Genomic DNA, 22,848 nt, shown 5'->3' on the forward strand with positions numbered 1-22,848 from the left:
TGCAGAGATTAAAGATAAGGAAGTTATTCATTCTCTTGAAAACCCTCATAGTGAAGAAGGGGGATTACGTATATTAAAAGGAAACCTTGCGAAAGATGGGGCAGTTATCAAAAGCGGAGCGACCGAAGTAAAACGATTTGAAGGACCTTGCGTTATTTTTAATTCACAAGATGAGGCGCTTGCGGGTATTATGCTTGGGAAAGTGAAGAAAGGAGATGTAGTTGTTATTCGTTATGAAGGACCAAGAGGCGGTCCTGGTATGCCGGAAATGTTAGCACCAACGTCAGCAATTGCTGGCATGGGATTAGGTGCAGATGTTGCGCTATTAACGGATGGTCGTTTCTCTGGTGCTTCACGTGGTATTTCAGTAGGGCATATTTCACCAGAAGCAGCTGCGGGCGGGACGATTGCACTTCTTGAACAAGGGGATATCGTTTGTATCGATGTTGAGGAAAGGTTGTTAGAAGTAAGAGTGAGTGACAAAGAATTAGATAAGCGTAAAAAAGAATGGAGACGACCAGAACCGAAAGTGAAAACGGGCTGGCTTGGGCGTTATGCACAAATGGTAACATCGGCGAATACAGGTGCAGTCTTAAAAGTCCCGAATTTTGATTGAGCTAATTAAAAAGAGATAAGGATGATATGAAATGGTGCAAAAGGTAAAGGAGAGAGTGAAAATTGAAGATATCTTAATGGCTCATAATTGCATGAAAGATATCGTTATTAAAACACCGTTACAACGTGATACAGTTTTATCTGAGAAATATGATTGTGACGTTTATGTAAAAAGAGAAGACTTACAATTGATTCGCTCTTTCAAAATTCGTGGTGCGTATAATTTAATTCAAAGCTTACCGAAAGAAAAGTTACAAAACGGTGTTGTTTGTGCAAGTGCTGGTAATCATGCGCAAGGAGTAGCTTATACGTGTAATTTATTGAAGATTCCGTCAAAAATTTTCATGCCGACGACGACACCTAAACAAAAAGTGTCACAAGTACAATTTTTCGGTGGCGATTTTGCGGAAATTGTATTAGTTGGTGATACATTTGATGGCTCGTTCCAAGAAGCACAGCGCTATTGTGAGGAAAATAGAATGACGTTCGTTCATCCGTTTGATGATCCGTATGTTATTGCTGGTCAAGGAACAGTGGCAGTTGAAATTATGCATGATATGGAGAAATCGGTTGACTTTATTTTTACAGCAATCGGCGGTGGTGGATTAGCATCAGGTGTTGGTACATATGTGAAAGGTGTTAGTCCTGCTACAAAGGTTATTGGGGTAGAGCCAATGGGAGCTGCATCTATGAAAGAGGCTTTTCTTCAAAACGATAATGTGGCATTGGAGAAAATAGATAGTTTTGTTGATGGAGCAGCAGTTAAAAAGGTAGGAAAGTTAACATTTGAAACGTGTAAAGATGTAATTGATGACATCGTTTTAGTACCAGAAGGAAAGGTTTGTACGACGATTTTAGAACTGTATAAGAAAAATGCAATTGTAGCTGAACCGGCTGGTGCGCTATCTATTGCAGCGCTTGATTTATATAGAGATGAAATAAAAGGTAAAACAGTTGTATGTACGCTAAGTGGTGGGAATAATGATATTGATAGAATGCAAGAAATGAAAGAACGTTCTCTCATTTACGAAGGGTTAAAGCATTATTTTATCATTGAATTCCCGCAGCGTTCAGGTGCGCTAAGAGAATTTCTTGATAAAGGATTAGGACCAGAAGATGATATTACGCGCTTTGAGTATATTAAGAAACATAATAAAGAAAATGGTCCAGCATTAGTCGGAGTAGAGTTAAAACATAAAGAAGATTATGAGCAATTAATTACTCGTTTTAAAGAAAATAATATTCAATTTATGGAGCTTAATAAAAATCCTGTTTTGTTTGATTTGCTTATTTAATAGAAGGAAAGGGTTAACATACAGTTGTAATTGAAACAAAAAAGATAGATACAAGCAAGAGAAACGCTGCTTGTTCTATCTTTTTTACAATTAAACTAAATAATTTCCATATTCAAGAAGGATAAAGCTAGCTAACCAAAAAAATATCGCAATACGAATGATTACATACATAGTAAATTCAAAGCTAGTAAGTGCTCGTTCCCGTTTTAGTTTTTTTAGAAGTCTAACAGAGAAAAGTGAACATAAAAGTAGAACGGCTATAGATATTTTATAAATATTTTCTAACAAACTTACATTATCTAATAAGTCTTTCAGCATGTTTATCACCTATCCTGTAAAGTATGTTACAGAGAAATAGATCTTGCGTTGTTTAGTTCCGTTTATTTATTATTTTCCCTGTATCATCAATTTCTACATCAGTTGAAATTGTTTGTAAGTATTGTAGAGATTTTCTCTTTTCTTCCTCATTTACAGGGGAAACTTGATTGTTACGAATGATATAAGGATTGAATGACATTTGGACATCCTTTCCTTTAAAAGTTAAAGTTAATACGCCAGTTTCGGCACTTTTTCCGTTCACATAACTTGGGAATAAAAAGTTTCCTAATGAGTAAGCGACAGGAACGTTATTATAATATTCAAACCCTTGTAACCAATGTGGATGACTGCCGACAATCGCGTCTGCTCCTGCTGTAACCATTTTATTTACATATTGTTTTTGATAATCTACTGGACGATTTGATTTTTCGACACCCCAATGCATATAGACAATTAAATAGTCAGCATCTTTCTTTTGCTCTTTAATTGTTTTTGTTACAAGATTTAAATCATACCCGTTCGCAACGCCAGGTTTATTGTCATCAGCTACCCAAGTAAAATCAGGCATAAATCGGACGAATGAAAGGAATTTGAATTTTTTTCCTTTTACAATCATTTCTCGTGCAGTATATGCATCTTTTGCATTTTTTCCGGCTCCAATGTAAGGGAACTTTAATTTTTCTACGTGAGAGATTGTATCTAGTAATCCCTCTTGCCCGTAATCAAGTGTATGATTATTCCCGATATTTACGATGTCATAACCGGTGTTTTTTATAGCTTGAAGCGTGGATGGATCACTTTTAATCCAAAACAGTTGTCCAGGAGCTTTCTTTTCTCTCGTTGTAAATGCAGACTCTAAATTAACGAAAGAAATATCAGCTTTTGTTATTTCTTCTTTTACATGCTGGAATGGATAATCAGACCCGTTTTTTTCGATTACCGGACGTAATTGCCAATCGAACATTGTATCACCAGAAAAGGTGAGGGTAATTTCCGGGTCTTCTATTTTCTTCTCGCTCGTTGAAGCAGTTTTGCTAGATTTGTTTTGGAAATCGGGTTTGTCTTTCGCTTTTGAAGTAAAAGAGTGGTTAATTAATACAACAATTGGCGTAATGCAAAAGGCTATTAATAAAAATCGTTTTAGTAAAGTTTTCATAAATACCTTCCCTTTTGAGTTTATCCCGCAATTAAATTAGCAATGAGTCTACAAAAAGTAATTGGTTTATGTACAGATATAAAAAATGCGGTTTATGCAGTGGAAAACATTTGTTAATATTCTCAATATTAAGTTAACATATAGATAACCTGTAAATCAATGAATAAACCAAAATATAGAAATGAAGAATTTGAAGGGTGAAGAATGAGAAATGGTTATATTAGGAGCAGTTGTAAATGGGATTTGCATTATATTTGGTACTTTACTAGGTAAATTATTTAGTAGAATTCCAGAAAGTATGAAGGGAACAATTATGCATGCAATCGGTTTAGCGGTTACTGTACTTGGACTTCAAATGGCATTGAAAAGTGAAAATTTTCTTGTTGTCATACTAAGTTTAGTAATTGGTACCGTCATCGGGGAATGGTTACAATTAGAGGAAAAGTTAAAATTGTTAGGGGATTGGCTAGAAAATAAAGTTGGATCGAAGGGGAAAGGAAGCATATCAGAAGGTTTTGTAACAGCTACTTTAATTTTTGCAATTGGTGCGATGGGCATACTTGGTGCACTCGACAGCGGGATTCGCGGAAATCATGATGTTTTATTTACAAAGGCGATTATCGATGGATTTATTTCTATTATATTAACGACAACTCTAGGAATTGGTGTAGTATTTTCGGCGATTCCAGTTATTTTATATGAAGGAGGTATTGCGGTTTTTGCAACACAAATTAATAGTTTTGTCCCGAAAGAATTAATGAATCAATTTATAGTAGAAATGACAGCTACAGGTGGTATTATGATAGCCGCTATCGGATTGAACTTACTTAGTATTATTAAAATTAAAGTGGCAAATTTACTGCCAGGTATATTGATAGTTGGAATCATTGTTTCACTTATTTATGGTTATGGTTTAATAGTAAAGTAGTAGGGGATGGAGATACATATGGAGGGATTTCAATTTACAAAACGTGTTCATAACATATTGCAGATTGCAGCAGAAGAGGCAGAAAATAATATTATTCAACCAGCTCATTTGTTTATAGGGATGTGTAAAGAAGGTACTGGCGTTTGCAGCGAGTTGTATATGTATTTGTTTCGTAACATTGGTGCGGACTTTTTAGAAAAGCTTTCAATACAAAAAGAGTACGATTTAACGGATCAAAGGTATAAAGAAATAGGACAATATAAGTTATCTTATAAGGTGTTAGAAATTTTACAAATAGCGAAGAAACATATGGAACGTTTTCAGCAAGTAATAATGAATGAAGGGCATGTTATGTATGCACTATTTCGCGCGAAGACGTTTATTGAAAATGCACAAATACAAAAAGGTATATTACATATTATAGCTGAACCAAGAGATTTAGCGGTTGATCTAACATGTTTTGTTCCTACTTATAATGATTTAACTTGTACTGTTAGAAAGGCTAACCTTTCTGATTTTAAACAATTAGCAAGTTTTGTTGAAGCAGAATTTGGTGAACGTTGGTTACGCTCAATAGAATATGGATTTCATACATATAAAGAAAATGTACCTATTTATATAGCGGAAAAAGAAGAAGGGATAGTAGGTTTTGCTTGCTATGATGTAGTGAGAGGAAAGAAAGGATTGTTTGGTCCAATGGGTATAGCGAAACAAAATCGTGTGAAAGGTGTAGGGAGGCAATTGTTACATCTTTGTTTACAGAGTATGAAGCAAGAAGGATATGAATATGCAATTATTGGACAAGCAGGTCCGATTGAGTTTTATGAAAGAACTTGTGATGCTCGTTTAATACCGATAGGGAATAAGTAACCAACTCCATATACGGGAGTTGGTTTTATTATGAAAATAATGTAGAGATGTAGTGATTTTTATTAGAAAATAGCGGGTTTTGTAATAAATCTTACATATAAAGCAAATTACTAAACTTTTTACAAGAAAGGGTGTAGAATGGGTATCTAAAGAAAGAAGGTGTGAAAATGGCCAGCTGGAAACGAAATTTAATGATTTGTTGGCTAGGTTGTTTTACCACTGCAGCAGGTATGAGTTTAGTAATTCCTTTTTTATCTTTTTATATTGAGGAATTAGGTGTGACTGGCACTTCTAGTATTGCACAGTGGTCGGGACTTGCATTTGGTGTAACATTTTTAATGGGTGCGATCGTATCACCAATATGGGGAAAGCTTGGTGATATACATGGACGGAAATTGATGCTTATTCGTGCGAGCCTAGGTATGGCGATTATTATGACGCTTATGGGATTTGTAACGGATGTATATCAATTAGTCGCACTAAGATTTTTAATGGGAGCAGTATCCGGTTTCCTTTCAACCGCAATGACATTTATTGCAGCAGAAACTCCGAAAGAACATTCAGGTTGGGCAATTTCTACAATTTCAACTGGTGGCGTGAGCGGTTCTTTACTTGGTCCATTACTTGGAGGATATTTGTCTGAGTTAATTGGAATGCGCCATGTTTTTCTTGTTACAGGAGCTTTTTTATTCCTTTCCTTTCTCATCGTTTTTTTCTTCTTACATGAAGAAAATCACTCTGCTCAAGCAAAAAAAGTACAAACGAAAAAAGTATGGACGATGGTTCCAGCTAAGCATTTAATTGTTAGTTTGTTTGTAACAACATTTATTATTCAACTTGCTAATATGTCTGTTCAGCCAATTGTTACATTATACGTGAAAAATTTAGTAGGTCCTCAAACTGCACATATTGAAACAATAGCGGGTGCTGTTATGTCAGCGACAGGATTAGCCGTTATTTTGGCAGCACCAAGACTCGGACGATTATCAGATCATATCGGTCCCCAAAAAACGTTAGTTGTAGCGTTGTTTGCTGCAGGAATTATTTTTATTCCGCAAGCATTTGTAACCTCAGCTTGGCAACTATTAATTCTTCGATTTTTATTAGGAATCGCACAAGCAGGATTATTACCTTCCGTACAAACTCTACTAAAACAACATACACCAACCCATGTAACGGGAAGAATATTTGGGTATAATCAATCGTTTCAGTTTTTAGGAAATATGATTGGACCAGTACTTGGTGGACAAATTGCAGCACATGCAGGCTTCCAATATGTTTTCTTCTCTACATCATCACTATTATTTATTGCGTGCATTTGGGTTTATTTTCACAATAAGAACGAAGAGGTATCAGAGAAACGACATTTGGAAGTTAGTTAACTAAGTGAATGAAAAAGAAAAAGGATGAAGCAACGATTGCTTCATCCTTTTCTTTAAAATTGAAGACAAAGATAACTTAATGTACCAAGCTCGTAACTGCGATGAATGACTTCACCGCTATTTTCACCACTTCCCATAGCGATAAATAAAGGTACAAAATGCTCTGCTCTTGGTACTGCTAATTGTGCATGAGGGGCATTTTTCTCCCAATTAAATAATGCATCTTTATCAGCAGCCTGCATATGTTTAATAATCCAATCATCAAATTCAATTGCCCATTGTTCGGGCGTAGTTTGATTCCATTTCAGTGCTCGTAAGTTATGAACGGTAACACCACTACCGATTACTAAAATATCTTCCTGTCCAAGTCCTTTTAATGCTTCTCCAATCTTAAATTGTTCTTTTGCAGAAAGGAATGGATTTACTGATATTTGGACGACAGGAATATTTGCTTCTGGATACATGCGATGCAAGAGTGTCCATGAGCCATGATCTAAACCTCTCGTCATATTATGATGGACTGGAATACCTTTGTTTTTAAACTTTGTTTCTAACATGGATGCAATGCTAGAAGAACCTTTTGCACGATATTTAATTTCGTATAACTCTGGAGGAAAACCTCCAAAATCATAAATTGTTTCATATTCATTATCTGATGAGGAAATCGTTAATACTTCACTTTCCCAGTGAGCAGTGAAAATAACAATTGCTTTCGGTTTATACGTTTCTCCAAGTATTTTTAAAAAACTTGTATAATCTGTATCTTGAATAGCGAGCATTGGTGAACCATGTGCTAAAAATAGTGATGGCATCATAGTAGAAACCTCCTAAAAATATAATGATTACTTTATGTAAGTAACTATATAATTTTATGTTGTTTTCGTCAACAGAAATAGTTTGGAAGCTAATCGGAAAAGGAAGGCATTTGTCATAATGAAAGCAATTGCATATAATACATAATAAGAATAATGAATAGATATTCATTTTTGAGATACATAATAGAGTTGGGGGCTGACGAAATGAACGTACAGGAAAGTTTCGTTACGGCAATGGATGAATCAGAAATTTATTTACGCAAGTGGTTACCAGAAGGTGAACCGAAAGGGATTATTCAAATTGCACATGGTATGACAGAACATGCAGGTGTTTATACAGACTTTATTGATGCGTTATTAGAAGCAGGGTATGGTGTTTATGCGCATGATCATAAAGGACATGGGAAAACGGTGAAAAGAGAAGAGGATTATGGTCATTTTGAACCAAATGTAGGTTGGAGTAAGGCTGTATCTGATGTTATCTTTGTATCTGAAACGATAAGAAAAGAGCAGACATGCCCGTTATTTTTACTTGGACATAGTATGGGCTCTTTTTTATCAAGACGTGCTGTACAACTGAAAGGTGAATTATATGATGGATTTCTTATTTCAGGAACTGGTGGGAATCCAGGGTTTTTAGGAGTTATTGGTCATAAAATAGCGACAATTGAGATGAAGTTGCGCGGGGCAAAAACGAAAAGTCCGATGCTAAACTTTTTATCATTCGGAAACTTTAATTCGAACTTTAAGCCTAATCGTACAAATTTTGATTGGCTATCTTCAGATAATGATCAAGTTGATAAATATATTGCGGATCCGTTATGTGGATTCATTTGTACGACTAGTTTTTATCGAGAATTATTTTCTGGTGTGTTAGAAGTAAATAAACTAGACGAGTTTAAGAAAACACCGCAAAACCTTCCAATACATATTTTTTCAGGAGATCGTGATCCTGTTGGAGATATGGGGAAAGGTGTAAAAGAAGTATATGAAAATTATAAAAAATGCGGTGTGAAAGATGTAACACTGCGTTTATATGAAAATGGAAGACATGAAATGTTCCATGAAGTAAATAGAGATGAAGTATTTCAAGATTTGATTTCTTGGTTAGATGGACATATTGTATGAGAAGAAACCTCACTTTTTGAAGTGAGGTTTCTTTAAGGAGATGGAGGAATAGTTATGAGTGAATTTGTAAATAAAGAATATGTAGAAATAGATTTTCAAGATATTTTGATTAAAGAAGAGGAATTGAAGAATTGTACGTTCATAAAATGCCGTTTTAGAGGGATAGATGCATCGGAAATTTCTACTGAAAATTGTAATTTCATAGAATGTGATTTTACCGGTGCTCTTTTTAACGCTTCTATCCATCAAGGAACTACATTTGCAAATTGTAAGCTTGTTGGTGCGAATTTATTTGTATCGAAGTTTGAAGAATGTAAAATGACTGGCTCTGATTTTGAAGAAGCGAATTTAGATGGAATAACTATCATATCGGGTGATTGGTCATACACGAATTTAAGGTTCGCGAACTTAAGTAAACAAATGTTAAAGGGTATACGTTTAGTGGAAGCTGACCTATATGAATGTAATTTAGAAAAAGCAGATTTACGTGAAGCGGATTTAACTGGTGCACAGTTAGGTAAGGCGAAACTTAGCGGTGCAAATTTAAAAGGAGCGATAGTTGATAGAATTGATTTTACAAGTTTCGATTTGAAAAATGTAAAATTAGATATAGCGCAGGCAGTTGCAGTAGCAAGGTGTTATGGGGCTAAGGTGAACTAAATTGTTTGAAAAACCGTTCAAAACGCTGAACGGTTTTTCAAATCATATTAGATTTAAAAATTATTTTCTATATAAGAAGCGATTTCATTAGCAAGAGTCGATGTTAATAGTGTAGATACATTGCTTAAAATGATGATTGTAGCCTCTTTGTCAATTAATCGTAAATAGGAGGACGTAAAGCCGTTAATTCCTCCGTGATGAAATATAAGTTTATTATTTTTTTTAGTTATAGCAATATTCCAACCGTAACCATATCCGTAAGATTCTGCAGTAAGCATACGAGACGTCATCCTACTTGATAAGAAGTGATTTTCTTTTAGCGCCTTATCAAATCTATATAAATCTTCGACTGTAGAAACTAATCCACCGGCTGAATATGAATTAGACATATGAATAAATGATGCTTTCTGCAGGCCGTGCTTTGGATGTAACTCATATCCAGTTGCTTTATGCTTTTGAATAGTGTGATTCAAATCAATACTTGTGTTCATTATGGAGATTGGATAGAAAATTTTCTTTTTAAGAAATTCCTCATAAGACATTCCACTTATAACTTCAATAATTTTTCCTAATATAATATAACCTGAATTCGAATAATTGAATTTTTTACCAGGTCTAGATTCAAAGGGACATGCAATAACCCATTGTATTAGTTCATCTGGTGTTCGAGGTTGACAAGATTGTGATAAAAAATCATGTTGAGCAGTAATATTACCAACTCCAGCAGTATGATTTAGTAAATACTTGATCATAATTTGATTTCCTTTTGGGAAATTAGGAATGAATGTATCTAAGGTATCATGTAGTTGTAATTTTTTCTCTTCTACAAGCATTAAGATTGAAACTGCTGTGAAAATTTTAGTTATTGATCCGATACGAAACTTTGTTGTAGAGGTATTAGGTATATCCCAATTATAATTAGCTTTTCCAAATGATTGCTTATAAAGAGTCTCTTCTTTATGGGCTATTAAAATTGTTCCGTTGAATTTCTCGATATTTTTATATAAAAATGAATTAATGTATGAATTTAGCAAATTTCAGGCACTCCTTTAAATGTTGGATTATTCGTTACCTGAAATGTAATCCAACGGCATAGGCAATTCCCCCTTAAATGAAATGTTTTTTAGAATACTTTTATATTTTATAATGCAAGATATGTAAGAAGCAAGTGGATTTAAAGTCTATGAAAGTAAGAAAATCGATAGTAATTGAAGCAGGTGAACGAAGTAAAGTTCCACTACATTTAAACGCAATTTGGAATTAAAGTGAAGAATCTATCCCAGCATCAACTGTGCATAAAAAATTGATTGGTTTAATTGATAATTAGTTGGGATGGACAAAAACACTGATTAAGGTTTCATTTTATAAAGCAACTGATGCTCGTTCATAATAGTAGTATAATAGTGAATGAGGTGTTCATAGAATGGAAGATAAAACATTAGGTTTACTATTAGATGTTGTTGGGGAATTATTTTCAGATGAAATTTCAATTGCTGTATCGAATACGAAAGAATATATATACTATCGGCCAAGTAAACGAATTGATTTAAAGATTAGCGCCGGGGATCCTATAAAGGAAGGGACGATTGCTCATAAAGCAATGGTGACGAACCAAAAAACCTCTGAGTTTATTAATCGTGATGTTTTTGGTATTCCTTATCATGGTATGGCCGTACCATTCTCAAACAATGGAAAGCTTGAAGGGTGCGTGACAGCCATTTATCCAGCTTTAACGGACGGAAAATCAGTCGTTACTTTAAAAACAACGGACGGCTGGATTCCGGTTCCTTTTTCAAAAGTCATGTATTTAGAGGCGAAAGATAAAAAGACGTATGTAAATGCAGAAGAGTTAACAGGGACACATAAATACTCGTTACAAGAATTCGAATATTTACTTCCGAAAGATTCATTTATTAGATGCCACCGTTCCTTTATTGTAAATGTGAATCATATTAAAGCAATTTATCCTGATACGCATTCAACTTTTTTACTTTCTATGGATAATGGTGAAAGGGTACCAGTGAGTCAGTCATATGCTAGTTATTTTCGTAAGCTTCTAGGATTCTAAATTATTCTGCTTTAGAGGTTAGATTCGCTGTTTTGTCTGAATTTTTGCCATTGTACACTAAAATCCCTATTTAGATACTGTTAAAGTGTAAAATAATTATGAATATTCATAGGGAGAGGGATTACATATGGAGAATAATTTGGATAGAATTAGGGATGAACGTCTGAAAGATCGCGTAGTTACACCTGAAGAAGCAGCTTCATGGATTGAAAGTGGAATGACTTTAGGCTTAAGTGGGTTTACACGTGCAGGTGATGTAAAAGCAGTCCCATTTGCGCTTGTAAACCGAGTTAAGAATGATACATCTTTTAAAGTAAATGTTTATACTGGTGCCTCTTTAGGTTCTGATGTAGATAAATTATTTGCGGAAGCAGGAATTTTAGGAAAAAGATTGCCTTTCCAAGCTGATGCGACTATGCGAAAAGGAATTAATAACGGAGATTTTTTATTTGTAGACCAGCACTTATCTCATACAGCAGAGTTACTTCGCGCTGACGTTATGGATGTAGATTTTGCTATTTTGGAAGCGGTTGCGATTACTGAAGATGGCATGATTATTCCGACAACTTCAATAGGAAATTCTTTAGCGTTTTCTTTAAATGCTAAGTCCATTATTATTGAAATGAATATGGCTCAATCCACGCAGTTAGAAGGACTGCATGATTTATATGAACCAGGTAAGCAAGGAGAAAGACTTCCAATTCCGATTGTGAAAACGGATGATCGAATTGGAACGATTGGCATTCCAATCGATGTTGAAAAGGTGAAAGGGATTGTGTTTACGAACCAATTAGACTCACCATCGACAATTGTTCCTCCGGATGAAGAAACTGTTATTATGGCACAGCATTTAATAGAGTTCCTTCGAAAAGAAGTCGAAGTAGGCCGATTAACAAATCGTTTAGCGCCGCTACAATCGGGAATTGGCTCAGTGGCTAATGCAGTTCTTCATGGAATGTTAGATTCGGAGTTTGAAGATTTAGAAGTGTATTCTGAAGTTTTACAGGATGCGGTCTTTGATCTTATGGATGCTGGAAAAGTCAATTTTGCTTCATGCTGCTCAATTACACTCTCTGAGGAGAAAATGCAAAAAGTATTTTCTAACTTTGAAAAATATCGTGACAAATTAATGATGCGCCCGCAAGAGATTTCTAATCATCCTGAAATCATTCGTCGCCTCGGGTTAATCTCGATTAATACTGCTTTAGAATTAGATATATACGGAAATGTGAACTCTACTCACGTTTTAGGCACAAAAATGATGAATGGTATCGGTGGTTCTGGTGATTTTGCGAGAAATGCTCGCCTAGCTATCTTTGTTACGAAATCGATTGCGAAAGGTGGTAACATTTCAAGTATCGTTCCTTTTGTTTCACATGTGGACCATACGGAACACGATGTAGATGTTATCGTCACTGAACAAGGGTATGTTGATCTAAGAGGACTTGCCCCAAGAGAAAGAGTGGAATTAATTATAGAGAATTGCGCACATCCAATGTATCGTGATCAGCTAAGAGCTTATTACGAAGAAGCTAAAACGAGAGGTGGACAAACTCCTCATGTTTTAGAAAAAGCTTTTTCTTGGCATACGAATTATGCTAAAAGTGGAACAATGCTTGAAGCGGTAGTAGAAACTGTATAGGTGTGTATCGTTAGAAATAGTAAAACGAAAGATTGAGTTTGAAAAAAATTTTAGAAGAAGAAAACGCCAACTTTCAAAGATGGCGTTTTTTTCTTTAAATACATTGTTACAGGCCGTACTGATTATAATAAAGATTTATGAAAATAAGAGGGTTTTTTAATTACTTTTCGAATCATTTTAATAGTTTACATATCGAAGGTGAGGAGAAAGAATCATGAAGATAAGAGAAGCGTTATTAAGTGAAGCAAATGAATTAAGTGAACTCGCACTACAATCAAAAGCGACGTGGGATTATAGTGAAGAATTCATAATTGCCTGTAAGGAAGATTTAACTATTACAGAAGAGTATATAAATAATAATTTTGTATATGTTTTTGAAAACGATAATACGAAGATTGGATTTTTCTCATTTTTACGTAATGATAAAGCTCTCGATTTCCTGTACATTCATCCTCGTTATAAAGGGAAAGGCTACGGGAAAATACTTTGGAAGTATGTAATAGAAAAAGCAAATGAACTAGGCTTAAAAAGTTTTACGATTGATAGTGATCCGAATGCAAAAGGATATTACTTGAAAATGGGCGCACAGTTAATCGGAGAGACACCATCAACGGTCTTTAAGAATCGTTTACTGCCTCTTTTGAAATATGATGTGTAAAACTATTAATAGTAGGGGAAGATTAGAGTGGATGATGTAAAGGAAAAAAGAATATATGAAGCACTAATAAGATCGTGGTCGATTGAAACAAGTTCAAAGTGGACGACTGAGAATCCAGCAAAGGGACAGTGTGGTGTTACAGCTCTAGTCGTTCAAGACATATACGGAGGAGAGATTAAAAAGACAAAAGTAAGAGAGGCGTGGCACTTTTATAACTTTATAGATGGACAGAGGTTTGATTTTACAGAGGCTCAATTTAATGAAAAACTGAATTATATGGATATAGAATCAAATCGAGAAGAAGCATTTGCAGATACAAATGAAAAACAATATAGCATGTTGAAGAAAAAGATAACGAAAGAATTGAAATTATCTTTTGACTCTTAATCTTTAATAAGTTACTATAATGGTGGTAACTTATTAAAGGGAACTTCATAGAGTTGAAAGGGGAAATACTTTTGAAAACAACTTATGTAAACGCTACAATCGTAACGATGAATGAACAAAATGAAGTGATAGAAAATGGATATATCATTGTAGAAAATGATCAAATTATAGATGTGAAGAGCGGAGAATTCGCTAATGATTTTGAAGTAGATGAAGTAATTGACATGAAAGGAAAGTGGGTTTTACCAGGGCTTGTAAATACACATACACACGTTGTAATGAGTCTCTTAAGAGGTATTGGTGATGATATGTTATTACAACCATGGCTTGAGACGAGAATTTGGCCACTTGAAAGTCAGTTTACTCCAGAGCTTGCGGTCGCTAGTACGGAATTAGGATTACTTGAAATGGTGAAAAGTGGTACAACATCATTCTCTGATATGTTTAATCCAATTGGAGTAGATCAAGATGCAATTATGGAAACGGTATCAAAGAGTGGAATGCGAGCTGCTGTTTCAAGAACTTTATTTAGCTTCGGAACGAAAGATGATGAAAAGAAAGCCGTTGAAGAAGCTGAAAAATATGTGAAGCGTTACTATAATGAAAGTGGTATGTTAACTACGATGGTTGCACCGCATAGTCCATATACATGTTCCACAGAACTATTAGAAGAATGCGCACGTATTGCAGTAGAAAATCAAACGATGGTTCATATTCACCTTTCGGAAACAGAGCGTGAAGTACGTGATATTGAAGCACAGTACGGAAAACGTCCAGTAGAATATGCAGCAAGTTGTGGGTTATTTAAACGCCCAACAGTTATTGCACACGGTGTAGTATTAAATGAAAATGAGCGTGCATTTTTAGCAGAACATGATGTTCGAGTAGCACATAACCCGAATAGTAATTTAAAACTAGGTTCTGGTATAGCGAATGTAAAAGCGATGCTAGAAACAGGAGTGAAAGTAGGTATTGCAACAGATAGTGTGGCATCAAACAACAATTTAGATATGTTTGAAGAAATGCGCATCGCAACATTATTACAAAAAGGTATTCATCAAGATGCAACAGCGTTACCGGTTGAAACAGCTCTTACACTTGCAACTAAAGGAGCGGCTGAAGTAATCGGCATGAAACAAACAGGATCACTTGAGGTTGGAAAGTGCGCTGATTTCATTACAATTGATCCGTCTAATAAGCCTCATTTACAACCAGCGGATGAAGTGTTATCACACCTTGTATATGCTGCTAGTGGAAAAGATATAAGCGATGTAATTATTAACGGAAAACTTGTCGTTTGGAATGGCGAATGTAAAACGTTAGATGAAGAGCGTATTATATTTGAAGCGAGTCGATATAAACGAGGTTTGCAAAGATAGGTATTTTCAGGATGTGGAGAAAGACTTCTCCACAGCCTGTTTTTTGTCTGAACTTTTTTTATTAATAAAACAGAAGAGAATGATTTAGATAAAATCACTAGTTTCAAAAATCCTTCACGTAATAATGATTATATGAAGGATTTAAATGTTTCTTATTTTTTTGTCTCGTTGACCCATTTAATAATGTCCTGGATAACGTACTCAGGAACATTAGCAGGGATTTCATATTCACTAGGAAGGCTTAATGCCCCATCACCCTCCGTGAAGAAATGATTCAATTTTGGGTATTCATTGAACTGAACATTCTTGCGGTTTGAAAGCCCTTCCTGCCATTTTGTATATTCATTTTTTACTGTTACTTGATAATCGCGTGTTCCTTGCAGAATCAGTAAAGGCTCTTTTCGTGATTTTGCTTCTTCAACTGGACGCCACCTAGAAACATCATACATAAAATGGGGTGACCCAAAATTGTAGCCAGCTGGAGGGTGGTCAGGATTGAAAGTAGGATCCTGGATAAAAGCGACTTGTCTTTTTAGTTCATCCATTACTTCCTTTGGCGCCCCGAGGTATTGATTCTGATCAATGGCAATGTCAGTTAATGCCCGTGCAGGTGGTGCGAGTAGGATACTGCCTCTAACAAGTGAGGAAGGTGCTTTGCTTAGTATACGTGGCATTGCGCCAGCTCCTAGACTATGTCCAAGAATGAAAATATTATTTGGATCAATGCCTTCCTGCTGCGCTGCTGATTTTGCTGCATATATGGCATCATCTGTAGTATCACGGTCTAACGTAACAGGTTCTGCACTCATCTTTAATGCGTGTTCTAAGGTGCGTTTTTCATAGCGCAACACTGCAATTCCGTTGGACGAAAGGCCTACCGCAAGGTCTCGTAAAATTTTTGTTCCCATATATGTACTATCGCGATCGTGGATGCCAGCACCATGAACAAGAACAACTACGGGTACCTTCTCACCAGCTTTATGTTTCGGAACTGTTAATGTGGCTGGTAACGGATAGGTAGAATTTCCAATGACGATTTCACGTTCTTGATAGAAAGAAGGTTGATCATAGCTAGGATGCGGGATGGTATATGATTCCTTGGGAGGCCTTTCTCCAATTTCATCTACTTTCCCGCCAGGTGTAAATTTAAGGAGTAGCGGTATGGTAGTTCCTTCGATAACTACTGGCATTTCCACCGTCTGATGGACTAAGTTTCGTTCTTTTATCACGGGGGGCCCCATGCTTTTTATCCCGCGCCAGCCACTCTGTGTCCACCAGTTTTGTAATGTGTTTGCTGTAAACTTGGATTGAAAAGCAGCAGACGTCAACTGAAGTGCCTCTACATAATTACCTTGCTGGAGATATTCAAAAAATAATGATGTACGCTCCGTTAAAGAGACTCGTTTTTTTTCTACAGATGGTTCCTCACGTGTATCTGCGTGAATAGCTGTTGTAAGCGGAAAAGATGAAATGCCTAAAGAAAAGAGCAGGGTAAAGGAAAGTACTGATTTTTGTATTTTCTTTTTTTTATTCATGTTTTAACCTCCAATATGTGATGGTAAAAAACAGGTATGATAAATTAAGGTTTTGTTGTAAAAACGTCTAAACCATTGATATGTTCATCTAAAACCAACAGTTCTGGTTTTGTCGTAATCGCTTTGGCAACTTCAACCCTCTCTTTCTTCCTTCACTTTATATTTTGACTATACGAAACAAAGTTCTCGTTTTTCTTACTTGATTCTTACAAAATCCTTAAGTGTATAAGATTTGTAAAATATCATTTTCTACTTAACCTTAATTCCAAAAAACAAAGTGGCATTGCTGAATGGAGATACGAAAATATCCTAACCAAACTGTAACCTATACGTCTATTAAGTTAGTTATGGGAGCATTTACATGAAACAGAGAAAAGTTAAAACAAAAAAGGATGTATGCAATAAGAGTTTTTTATAAACACTTGAGCGAACAGAGCAGATTAAACATTCAATATTTAGCTATCCTTTTTAAAAGAGTAGCTTTTTTTTGAACGAATAAATATTCAAAAGAATGTCGCATCTTTCTGTTCATATTTCTGCTATAATATATAACGCTTTATAATATTTTATACTTAAGGAGAACGATTCATGAAGCGAAAAAAGAGCCATTTAATGGTAATGGCACTTGTTACATCTTTATTATTAACAGCTTGTAATAATAAAGCGAATAAAAGTGACAGAGAGGCAAAAAAACAAGTATTAAATGTAACAGTATCAGAAGAAATTCCTTCACTTGATACAGCGAAAACGATGGATGGTACGTCAGCGCACGTTATGCAGAACATATTTGAAGGGTTGTATGTATTAGATGATCAAGATCAGCCGATTCCAGCAGTAGCAAAATCGTTTAAAAGAAGTGAAGATGGTAAAAAATATACATTTGATTTGCGTAAAGATGCAAAATGGTCAAATGGAGACAGTGTGACAGCAAATGATTTTCTGTTTGCATGGAAACGTGCAATTAACCGTGAAACAGCGTCTCAATATGCGTACATGCTCTTTTACGTGAAAAATGCGAAAGAGATAAATAAGGGAACAATGCCCCTTGATGCACTTGGGGTTAAAGTTATAAATGATTATAAGTTAGAAGTAGAACTAGAACAGCCAATTCCTTACTTTTTACAGCTGTTGGCATTACCTATTTACTTACCACAGCATGAATCATTTTTGAAAGAACAAGGAAAGAATTATGCATTGGAACCTAGTAATCTCATATATAATGGGCCATTTGTATTAGAGAAATGGAAGCATGAACAAGAGTTTCAATTAAAGAAAAATGCTACATATTGGGATGAAAAGAAAGTGAAATTAGACGAGATAAACTTTCAAATTGTAAAGGATACAATGACCGCTGTTAATTTATACGAAGCTGGTAATGTGGACCGGGTGCCTATTAATTCTCAATTTGTAGACAAGTATAAAGGGCATAAGGAGTTACATATGTCGAGCGAACCTGCAATTGCTATGCTACGTTTTAATGAAAAAAATAGTGCGTTAGCAAATAAGAAAGTGCGTCAGGCTATTTCATTCGCATTAAATAAAGAGGATTTCGTTGCTCATTTTATTAATAACGGAGCAAAACCTGCAACTGGGCTAGTACCAGTTGGGCATATCAATGAAGAAACGGGAAAAGATTTTAGGAAAGAAAACGGAAACCTTTCTTTATATGATGTACAAAGTGCGAAAAAGATTTGGGAAGAAGCGAAAAAAGAGCTTGGAGTAGAACAAGTAAACCTCGAGTTTTTAACGTTTGAACAAGATAACGCAAAACGTATGGCAGAATATATAAAAGGTGATTTAGAAAAGAATTTACAAGGATTAACGATACAAATTAAACAACAGCCATTTAAGCAAAAATTACAGTTAGAACAAACAGGTGATTACGATATAACTATGGCAAATTGGGGACCCGACTATAAAGACCCAATTAGTTATTTAGAACTATTTACGACGGGTAATCAAAATAACAAAATGAATTATTCTAACCGTCACTACGATGAATTAATAAAGAAAGCGAAAAGCGATCTAGTATTAGATCAGAAGAAAAGATGGGAAGCATTGCAAGAGGCCGAGCGTATTCTATTAGGGGATGCTGCGGTCGCACCGCTTTATCAAATGGGCTCAGCTTACGTACAAAATGATTATGTAAAAGGAATTGAAAAGCATCAATTTGGTGGTATTTATACTTATAAGAATGCTTATATTGCTAATGAATAAATACAAAAAACCTTACTTTTTAAAAGTAAGGTTTTTTACACATGAATTTTATTAAACCGATTTTAACAAAGAATAAAAATTCGTATCATATGGGATATCGTCTTGATACATATAATTTTTTAGAACTCCTTCTTTTTCAAAACCTAATTTAAATAGCAATTTATTAGAAGCTTCATTTTCAAGAAATACAATTGCCCCGATACGCTTTAAATGAATGGTATGGAAACCGTATGATATAACTTCAGACACAGCTTCAGTTGCATAGCCTTTTCCCCAGTGTTCAGGGAGAAAGGCATAACTTATATTGGCCCGTTTATGCTCAGAAGACCAATCGTGAAAACCAATTGTTCCAATGAGTTCTTTCTTGTTTTTTAATTCGATTCCCCATTTTATACCACTTCTTGCATTGTAACTCAACTTAAAGTTATGAATGATTTGTTTTACTTGATCAATATCCTGTAATGGCTTTTGCCCATAATAGCGCAGTACGTCAGTATTAGAAAAGCATTGTAGTATACCTGGTGCATCTTCTTCAGTAAGTTCTCGTAAAATGAGTCGATCAGTTTTCAATATAGGAAACATGCTTTCACTCCATTTCTTTTGAAACTAGAATGTATTGTTATTATATAATCTAGTCTGAAAATAAAGATTATTCAAGAGGGAAGTATGGTTTTCATTTATGATAAAATGGATTGTGGAATATATTTCAAAAAGAGGTTTGTATATGGAGAAAAATTCAATTTTAATTGTAGATGATGATCAAGATATTATTAGGTTTATGAACGTGAATTTAATGCAAGAAGGCTTTAAAGTTTTTAGTGCTCATAACGGAGAAGAGGCTTTAGAAATAATAAATAAAAATAACATTCAACTTGCTATTTTGGATATTATGATGCCACAAATGGATGGGATAGAATTGTGCAGAAGGATTAGAGAGAAACATAGTTTACCAATTATGTTTTTAAGTGCAAAATCATCGGATGTAGATAAAGTAATTGGATTTAGTACTGGGGCAGATGATTATATTGTGAAGCCGTTCAGTACAATTGAATTTATAGCAAGAGTGAAAGCTCAATTAAGAAGGTATACATATTTCAATCAAAATGCTGTCCAAGTAATAAAAAAGAAAATAAACATTAGAGGTTTAGAAATAGATGAAGTGTCTAGAACAGTAATGTTATATGGAGAAACAATCAATCTTACAAAAACGGAATATGATATTTTGTATTTAATGGCAGCTGCAAAGAATCGTGTATTTACTATTGAAGAAATATATGAGAGCGTTTGGAAAGAAAGAGCCTATGAAAGCAATAATACAGTAATGGTTCATATCGCAAGGTTAAGAAATAAAATTGAAGAGGATCCAAAAGAACCGAAGTTTATTCAAAATGTTTGGGGAGTCGGATATAAAATTGAAGATTAAATCATTACAAGGCATTAGAGCTAAGTTTTTTACCGCATTCATATGTAGCATCTTGTTAGCAACTGTAAGTATAATAGTGTTTCAAATTTTAATTGGAAATATATATAGTCATGTTACTGCATTAGAAGAAAAATATTCATTTTTATATTTTATAGTTTTTTTGATTTTTACTACGACATACTTTGCATGTATGACAAAAACAATGATGAAAAGATTGTCTGAAATTAATAAGAACGTGAAGGAAATAAGTAAGGGTAATTTTGAAGTACATATACCTATTTTAAAAAATGACGAGATTGGTGAATTAGCGACGAATGTAAATAGAATGGCCAAAAGTTTAAAAGAGTCTGTCGAGAATGAAAAAAAATCACAGGAAATGAAAAATGAAATGATTAGCAATATTTCTCATGACTTACGAACACCTGTAACATCTCTAATCGGTTACGCGGACCTGTTAGGAAATCAGCTTCATTCAAATAGAGAAGAATGTGAACAGTATGTAAGTATATTAAAGCGAAAAAGTTATGAATTAAAAAATCAAGTAGATGATTTATTAGATTATTGTCAATTAAATTATAGGGAGATTGAATTACATAAAAGTGTAGTAAATATGAAAGCGTTCATTGAACAAATCATGATTGATTTTGTGCCAAAGCTAGATGAAGCCGATATGAACTTTTGTATTAATAGTGATAAGGAGTTACATGTGGAAATGGATGTAGCGCTTATGGTGAGGTTATTCGAAAATGTAATTAGTAATAGTATTATGTACGGGAAAGACGGAAAGGAGATTTTAATTCAAGTTTCTAAAAGAGACATGAATGTTGAAATAGAAATTAAAAATTTTGGACAATGTATTCCGAATGAGAACCTTCCTTACGTTTTTGAGAAGTTTTATCGTGGTGAAAAATCACGTAGCTCCCATACAGGTGGCAAAGGAATGGGACTTGCAATTGCGAGAAGTATAGCAGAGCTTCATAAAGGGGATATCACTGTGCGCAGTAACGAGAAAGAAACTGTTTTCACTATCGCTTTACCGCAGCATAAAGAATTGTAAGAAAGTCGTAAGTATTTCTTTTATATGTCGTAATTTTCACTTCGTATTATGTAGAACAAAGATATGAGAGTGGGGATACGACATGTGGAAGAAATATGTATTAATAATTTTAGTTGTGTTTTTAATTATAAGTTGGAGTGTAGTTTATTTAGCTAAAGGTGTTATATCAGTCATTGCTTGGTGGAGTATACAAGCCTTTAGCTTCGTATCAAGCTTTATTTTAATAGGGGTAACGTTACTAATTGTGTGGAAAGGAATTTTCAGACAACGAATAGATGGAGCGCTACTCTTCATCGTTATTTTCTCTATCATTGGAGCTTGGCCTTTAGGATGGTTTGCGAACATTGGTAGACTTGCTTACCCGGCAGATGTACATTCTACGAGTCCTAAAGTAGTCGTGCGCTTTCCTTTGAATGAACGAGCATTAATTGGCTGGGGCGGTGATCGTTTAGAAACGAACTATCACGTTATCAAACCGAATGAACGATGGGCATATGATATTCTCATTCCACCTGCTGAAGTGAAAAGTAGTAAGTTAGAGGATTATGGAATATATGGAGCGAAAGTAATGGCACCAGCTACTGGAACAGTTGTATCCATCAATAATGATGAAAAAGATGTAGATCCTGGATCGGATGATTTTCAATCAATGGCGGGTAATCATATTTATTTACGACTAGATGAATCAGGGACATATTTAATTCTTGCCCATTTAAAGCAAGGATCCATTAAAGTTAAAGAAGGACAACATGTAAATGAAGGAGAATTTCTTGCTCAGGTCGGTAACTCAGGAAGTTCAAGTGAGCCACATTTACATATTCATCATCAAAGGCAGGATCCATCCAAGGTAAGCATATTTCTTTCGGAAGGATTACCACTTTACTTTCGAACTGAGAAGGGTGTGATAATGCCGGAAAAAGGAGAATATATAAAAAGACATTAGGGGGAAACGCTGATGTGGGAGAAATATTATATCGAAACTGATAGAGGGAAATTTGAGTATTTTCAAAAGGGAGAAGGAAACCCACTTTGTGTAACACATCTATACAGTGAGTTTAATAGCAATGGTAACTTATTTGCTTCTTCATTTACGAATCATTACACAGTGTCCGCATGAATTTGCAGTGGAAGTAGCGGAGCTTATGCCAAATGCGATAATGTCGACATTTGAATACAGTAATCATTTTCCATTTATTGAGGAGGAAGAAGAGTTTATAAAATTTGTTGAAAGCACGGTCTGTCATGTAAATGGATGATGAAAATCTATAATTTAAAAAGAAGAAGGCTGTCTTCAACACAAATTTGAGACAGCCTT

Annotated in this window: 23 protein-coding genes and 1 pseudogene; 18 read left to right on the forward strand and 6 right to left on the reverse strand. The window is 34.8% G+C overall.

Annotation, left to right across the window (positions count from 1 at the left end):
- Together MR079_RS05290 and ilvA are read left to right on the forward strand one after the other, a co-directional pair.
- Positions 1-616, forward strand: a 616-nt coding sequence (locus MR079_RS05290) for an IlvD/Edd family dehydratase (RefSeq protein WP_242293677.1), incomplete at its 5' end; no start/stop codon positions are given.
- A gap of 31 nt (positions 617-647) precedes the next feature.
- On the forward strand, positions 648-1,910 hold the full coding sequence (gene ilvA / locus MR079_RS05295) for a threonine ammonia-lyase IlvA (protein ID WP_049112642.1): 1,263 nt from the start codon (positions 648-650) through the stop codon (positions 1,908-1,910).
- 90 nt (positions 1,911-2,000) lie between these two features.
- Here ilvA and MR079_RS05300 read toward each other — a convergent pair whose 3' ends face one another.
- Positions 2,001-2,228 carry a hypothetical protein gene (locus tag MR079_RS05300; RefSeq protein WP_049112640.1) on the reverse strand — a complete coding sequence of 76 codons (228 nt, stop codon included), beginning with the start codon at positions 2,226-2,228 and terminating at the stop codon, positions 2,001-2,003.
- A 52-nt stretch (positions 2,229-2,280) separates the two neighbouring features.
- A complete protein-coding gene (locus MR079_RS05305) occupies positions 2,281-3,384 on the reverse strand; it encodes a CapA family protein (protein WP_049112639.1) in 1,104 nt (367 codons plus the stop codon).
- 211 nt (positions 3,385-3,595) lie between these two features.
- On the opposite strand from MR079_RS05305, the gene MR079_RS05310 reads away from it, so the two are divergent.
- The 3 genes from MR079_RS05310 to MR079_RS05320 all read left to right on the forward strand — a co-directional run bounded on the left by MR079_RS05310 (position 3,596) and on the right by MR079_RS05320 (position 6,564).
- Positions 3,596-4,312, forward strand: coding sequence for a DUF554 domain-containing protein (locus MR079_RS05310; protein ID WP_049112638.1), 717 nt, complete (start codon positions 3,596-3,598; stop codon positions 4,310-4,312).
- Between the two features lie 18 nt (positions 4,313-4,330).
- Positions 4,331-5,182, forward strand: coding sequence for a GNAT family N-acetyltransferase (locus MR079_RS05315; protein WP_049112637.1), 852 nt, complete (start codon positions 4,331-4,333; stop codon positions 5,180-5,182).
- Between the two features lie 167 nt (positions 5,183-5,349).
- A complete protein-coding gene (locus MR079_RS05320; RefSeq protein WP_049122481.1) occupies positions 5,350-6,564 on the forward strand; it encodes a multidrug efflux MFS transporter in 1,215 nt (404 codons plus the stop codon).
- Positions 6,565-6,617: 53 nt separating this feature from the next.
- On the opposite strand, the gene MR079_RS05325 is transcribed toward MR079_RS05320, so the two are convergent.
- The gene (locus MR079_RS05325; protein ID WP_000982923.1) at positions 6,618-7,379 is read right to left on the reverse strand and encodes a DODA-type extradiol aromatic ring-opening family dioxygenase; all 762 of its coding nucleotides are present in this window, start codon (positions 7,377-7,379) and stop codon (positions 6,618-6,620) included.
- Between the two features lie 204 nt (positions 7,380-7,583).
- Between MR079_RS05325 and MR079_RS05330 the strand changes: the two genes are divergently transcribed.
- Both MR079_RS05330 and MR079_RS05335 read left to right on the forward strand, forming a co-directional pair.
- Positions 7,584-8,507 carry an alpha/beta fold hydrolase gene (locus tag MR079_RS05330; RefSeq protein ID WP_049112752.1) on the forward strand — a complete coding sequence of 308 codons (924 nt, stop codon included), beginning with the start codon at positions 7,584-7,586 and terminating at the stop codon, positions 8,505-8,507.
- A 54-nt stretch (positions 8,508-8,561) separates the two neighbouring features.
- Positions 8,562-9,167, forward strand: coding sequence for a pentapeptide repeat-containing protein (locus tag MR079_RS05335; protein WP_014893850.1), 606 nt, complete (start codon positions 8,562-8,564; stop codon positions 9,165-9,167).
- 53 nt (positions 9,168-9,220) lie between these two features.
- Here MR079_RS05335 and MR079_RS05340 read toward each other — a convergent pair whose 3' ends face one another.
- The gene (locus tag MR079_RS05340) at positions 9,221-10,201 is read right to left on the reverse strand and encodes a serine hydrolase domain-containing protein (protein WP_242293678.1); all 981 of its coding nucleotides are present in this window, start codon (positions 10,199-10,201) and stop codon (positions 9,221-9,223) included.
- Between the two features lie 389 nt (positions 10,202-10,590).
- Here MR079_RS05340 and MR079_RS05345 point away from each other — a divergent pair, with 389 nt between their 5' ends.
- From MR079_RS05345 to MR079_RS05365, 5 genes are all read left to right on the forward strand, one after another.
- Positions 10,591-11,235: a LytTR family DNA-binding domain-containing protein gene (locus MR079_RS05345; protein WP_098820213.1), complete on the forward strand. Its 645-nt coding sequence runs from the start codon at positions 10,591-10,593 to the stop codon at positions 11,233-11,235.
- A gap of 127 nt (positions 11,236-11,362) precedes the next feature.
- Entirely contained in the window at positions 11,363-12,877 is a 1,515-nt protein-coding gene (locus tag MR079_RS05350) for an acetyl-CoA hydrolase/transferase family protein (RefSeq protein WP_016717171.1), read from the forward strand.
- A 214-nt stretch (positions 12,878-13,091) separates the two neighbouring features.
- Positions 13,092-13,535 carry a GNAT family N-acetyltransferase gene (locus tag MR079_RS05355; RefSeq protein ID WP_049112757.1) on the forward strand — a complete coding sequence of 148 codons (444 nt, stop codon included), beginning with the start codon at positions 13,092-13,094 and terminating at the stop codon, positions 13,533-13,535.
- A gap of 27 nt (positions 13,536-13,562) precedes the next feature.
- Entirely contained in the window at positions 13,563-13,922 is a 360-nt protein-coding gene (locus tag MR079_RS05360) for a YunG family protein (RefSeq protein ID WP_000342917.1), read from the forward strand.
- 53 nt (positions 13,923-13,975) lie between these two features.
- Positions 13,976-15,301 carry a bifunctional S-methyl-5'-thioadenosine deaminase/S-adenosylhomocysteine deaminase gene (locus MR079_RS05365; protein WP_139867755.1) on the forward strand — a complete coding sequence of 442 codons (1,326 nt, stop codon included), beginning with the start codon at positions 13,976-13,978 and terminating at the stop codon, positions 15,299-15,301.
- Positions 15,302-15,453: 152 nt separating this feature from the next.
- On the opposite strand, the gene MR079_RS05370 is transcribed toward MR079_RS05365, so the two are convergent.
- Positions 15,454-16,836, reverse strand: coding sequence for an alpha/beta hydrolase family protein (locus tag MR079_RS05370; protein WP_049112760.1), 1,383 nt, complete (start codon positions 16,834-16,836; stop codon positions 15,454-15,456).
- A 588-nt stretch (positions 16,837-17,424) separates the two neighbouring features.
- Here MR079_RS05370 and MR079_RS05375 point away from each other — a divergent pair.
- On the forward strand, positions 17,425-19,053 hold the full coding sequence (locus tag MR079_RS05375) for a peptide ABC transporter substrate-binding protein (protein ID WP_242293679.1): 1,629 nt from the start codon (positions 17,425-17,427) through the stop codon (positions 19,051-19,053).
- Between the two features lie 51 nt (positions 19,054-19,104).
- Here MR079_RS05375 and MR079_RS05380 read toward each other — a convergent pair whose 3' ends face one another.
- Complete coding sequence (locus tag MR079_RS05380) at positions 19,105-19,635, reverse strand: GNAT family N-acetyltransferase (RefSeq protein ID WP_139867748.1); 531 nt, start codon at positions 19,633-19,635, stop codon at positions 19,105-19,107.
- A gap of 142 nt (positions 19,636-19,777) precedes the next feature.
- Between MR079_RS05380 and MR079_RS05385 the strand changes: the two genes are divergently transcribed.
- The 5 genes and pseudogenes from MR079_RS05385 to MR079_RS05405 all read left to right on the forward strand — a co-directional run bounded on the left by MR079_RS05385 (position 19,778) and on the right by MR079_RS05405 (position 22,789).
- Positions 19,778-20,476, forward strand: a complete 699-nt coding sequence (locus MR079_RS05385) for a response regulator transcription factor (RefSeq protein WP_098925409.1) — start codon at positions 19,778-19,780, stop codon at positions 20,474-20,476.
- Entirely contained in the window at positions 20,466-21,533 is a 1,068-nt protein-coding gene (locus tag MR079_RS05390; RefSeq protein ID WP_242293680.1) for a sensor histidine kinase, read from the forward strand. The genes MR079_RS05385 and MR079_RS05390 overlap by 11 nt, the downstream gene beginning before the upstream one ends.
- 82 nt (positions 21,534-21,615) lie before the next feature.
- A complete protein-coding gene (locus tag MR079_RS05395; RefSeq protein WP_242293681.1) occupies positions 21,616-22,476 on the forward strand; it encodes a M23 family metallopeptidase in 861 nt (286 codons plus the stop codon).
- Positions 22,477-22,488: 12 nt separating this feature from the next.
- Positions 22,489-22,641, forward strand: a pseudogene (locus MR079_RS05400) (alpha/beta fold hydrolase); the annotation flags it as partial.
- Entirely contained in the window at positions 22,598-22,789 is a 192-nt protein-coding gene (locus tag MR079_RS05405) for a hypothetical protein (RefSeq protein WP_242293711.1), read from the forward strand. The pseudogene MR079_RS05400 and the gene MR079_RS05405, both read left to right, overlap by 44 nt.
- Positions 22,790-22,848: the final 59 nt, after the last annotated feature.

This window comes from Bacillus cereus group sp. BfR-BA-01381 (assembly GCF_022663555.1).
Classification (GTDB): domain Bacteria; phylum Bacillota; class Bacilli; order Bacillales; family Bacillaceae_G; genus Bacillus_A; species Bacillus_A pacificus.

What these genes read in the sequence shown, in the direction of transcription:
- ilvA (WP_049112642.1), top strand. Translation starts at nt 648, where the DNA reads ATGGTGCAAAAGGTAAAGGAGAGAGTGAAAATTGAAGATATCTTAATG.
- MR079_RS05300 (WP_049112640.1), bottom strand. Translation starts at nt 2,228, where the DNA reads ATGCTGAAAGACTTATTAGATAATGTAAGTTTGTTAGAAAATATTTAT.
- MR079_RS05305 (WP_049112639.1), bottom strand. Translation starts at nt 3,384, where the DNA reads ATGAAAACTTTACTAAAACGATTTTTATTAATAGCCTTTTGCATTACG.
- MR079_RS05310 (WP_049112638.1), top strand. Translation starts at nt 3,596, where the DNA reads ATGGTTATATTAGGAGCAGTTGTAAATGGGATTTGCATTATATTTGGT.
- MR079_RS05315 (WP_049112637.1), top strand. Translation starts at nt 4,331, where the DNA reads ATGGAGGGATTTCAATTTACAAAACGTGTTCATAACATATTGCAGATT.
- MR079_RS05320 (WP_049122481.1), top strand. Translation starts at nt 5,350, where the DNA reads ATGGCCAGCTGGAAACGAAATTTAATGATTTGTTGGCTAGGTTGTTTT.
- MR079_RS05325 (WP_000982923.1), bottom strand. Translation starts at nt 7,379, where the DNA reads ATGATGCCATCACTATTTTTAGCACATGGTTCACCAATGCTCGCTATT.
- MR079_RS05330 (WP_049112752.1), top strand. Translation starts at nt 7,584, where the DNA reads ATGAACGTACAGGAAAGTTTCGTTACGGCAATGGATGAATCAGAAATT.
- MR079_RS05335 (WP_014893850.1), top strand. Translation starts at nt 8,562, where the DNA reads ATGAGTGAATTTGTAAATAAAGAATATGTAGAAATAGATTTTCAAGAT.
- MR079_RS05345 (WP_098820213.1), top strand. Translation starts at nt 10,591, where the DNA reads ATGGAAGATAAAACATTAGGTTTACTATTAGATGTTGTTGGGGAATTA.
- MR079_RS05350 (WP_016717171.1), top strand. Translation starts at nt 11,363, where the DNA reads ATGGAGAATAATTTGGATAGAATTAGGGATGAACGTCTGAAAGATCGC.
- MR079_RS05355 (WP_049112757.1), top strand. Translation starts at nt 13,092, where the DNA reads ATGAAGATAAGAGAAGCGTTATTAAGTGAAGCAAATGAATTAAGTGAA.
- MR079_RS05370 (WP_049112760.1), bottom strand. Translation starts at nt 16,836, where the DNA reads ATGAATAAAAAAAAGAAAATACAAAAATCAGTACTTTCCTTTACCCTG.
- MR079_RS05375 (WP_242293679.1), top strand. Translation starts at nt 17,425, where the DNA reads ATGAAGCGAAAAAAGAGCCATTTAATGGTAATGGCACTTGTTACATCT.
- MR079_RS05380 (WP_139867748.1), bottom strand. Translation starts at nt 19,635, where the DNA reads ATGTTTCCTATATTGAAAACTGATCGACTCATTTTACGAGAACTTACT.
- MR079_RS05385 (WP_098925409.1), top strand. Translation starts at nt 19,778, where the DNA reads ATGGAGAAAAATTCAATTTTAATTGTAGATGATGATCAAGATATTATT.
- MR079_RS05395 (WP_242293681.1), top strand. Translation starts at nt 21,616, where the DNA reads ATGTGGAAGAAATATGTATTAATAATTTTAGTTGTGTTTTTAATTATA.
- MR079_RS05405 (WP_242293711.1), top strand. Translation starts at nt 22,598, where the DNA reads ATGGTAACTTATTTGCTTCTTCATTTACGAATCATTACACAGTGTCCG.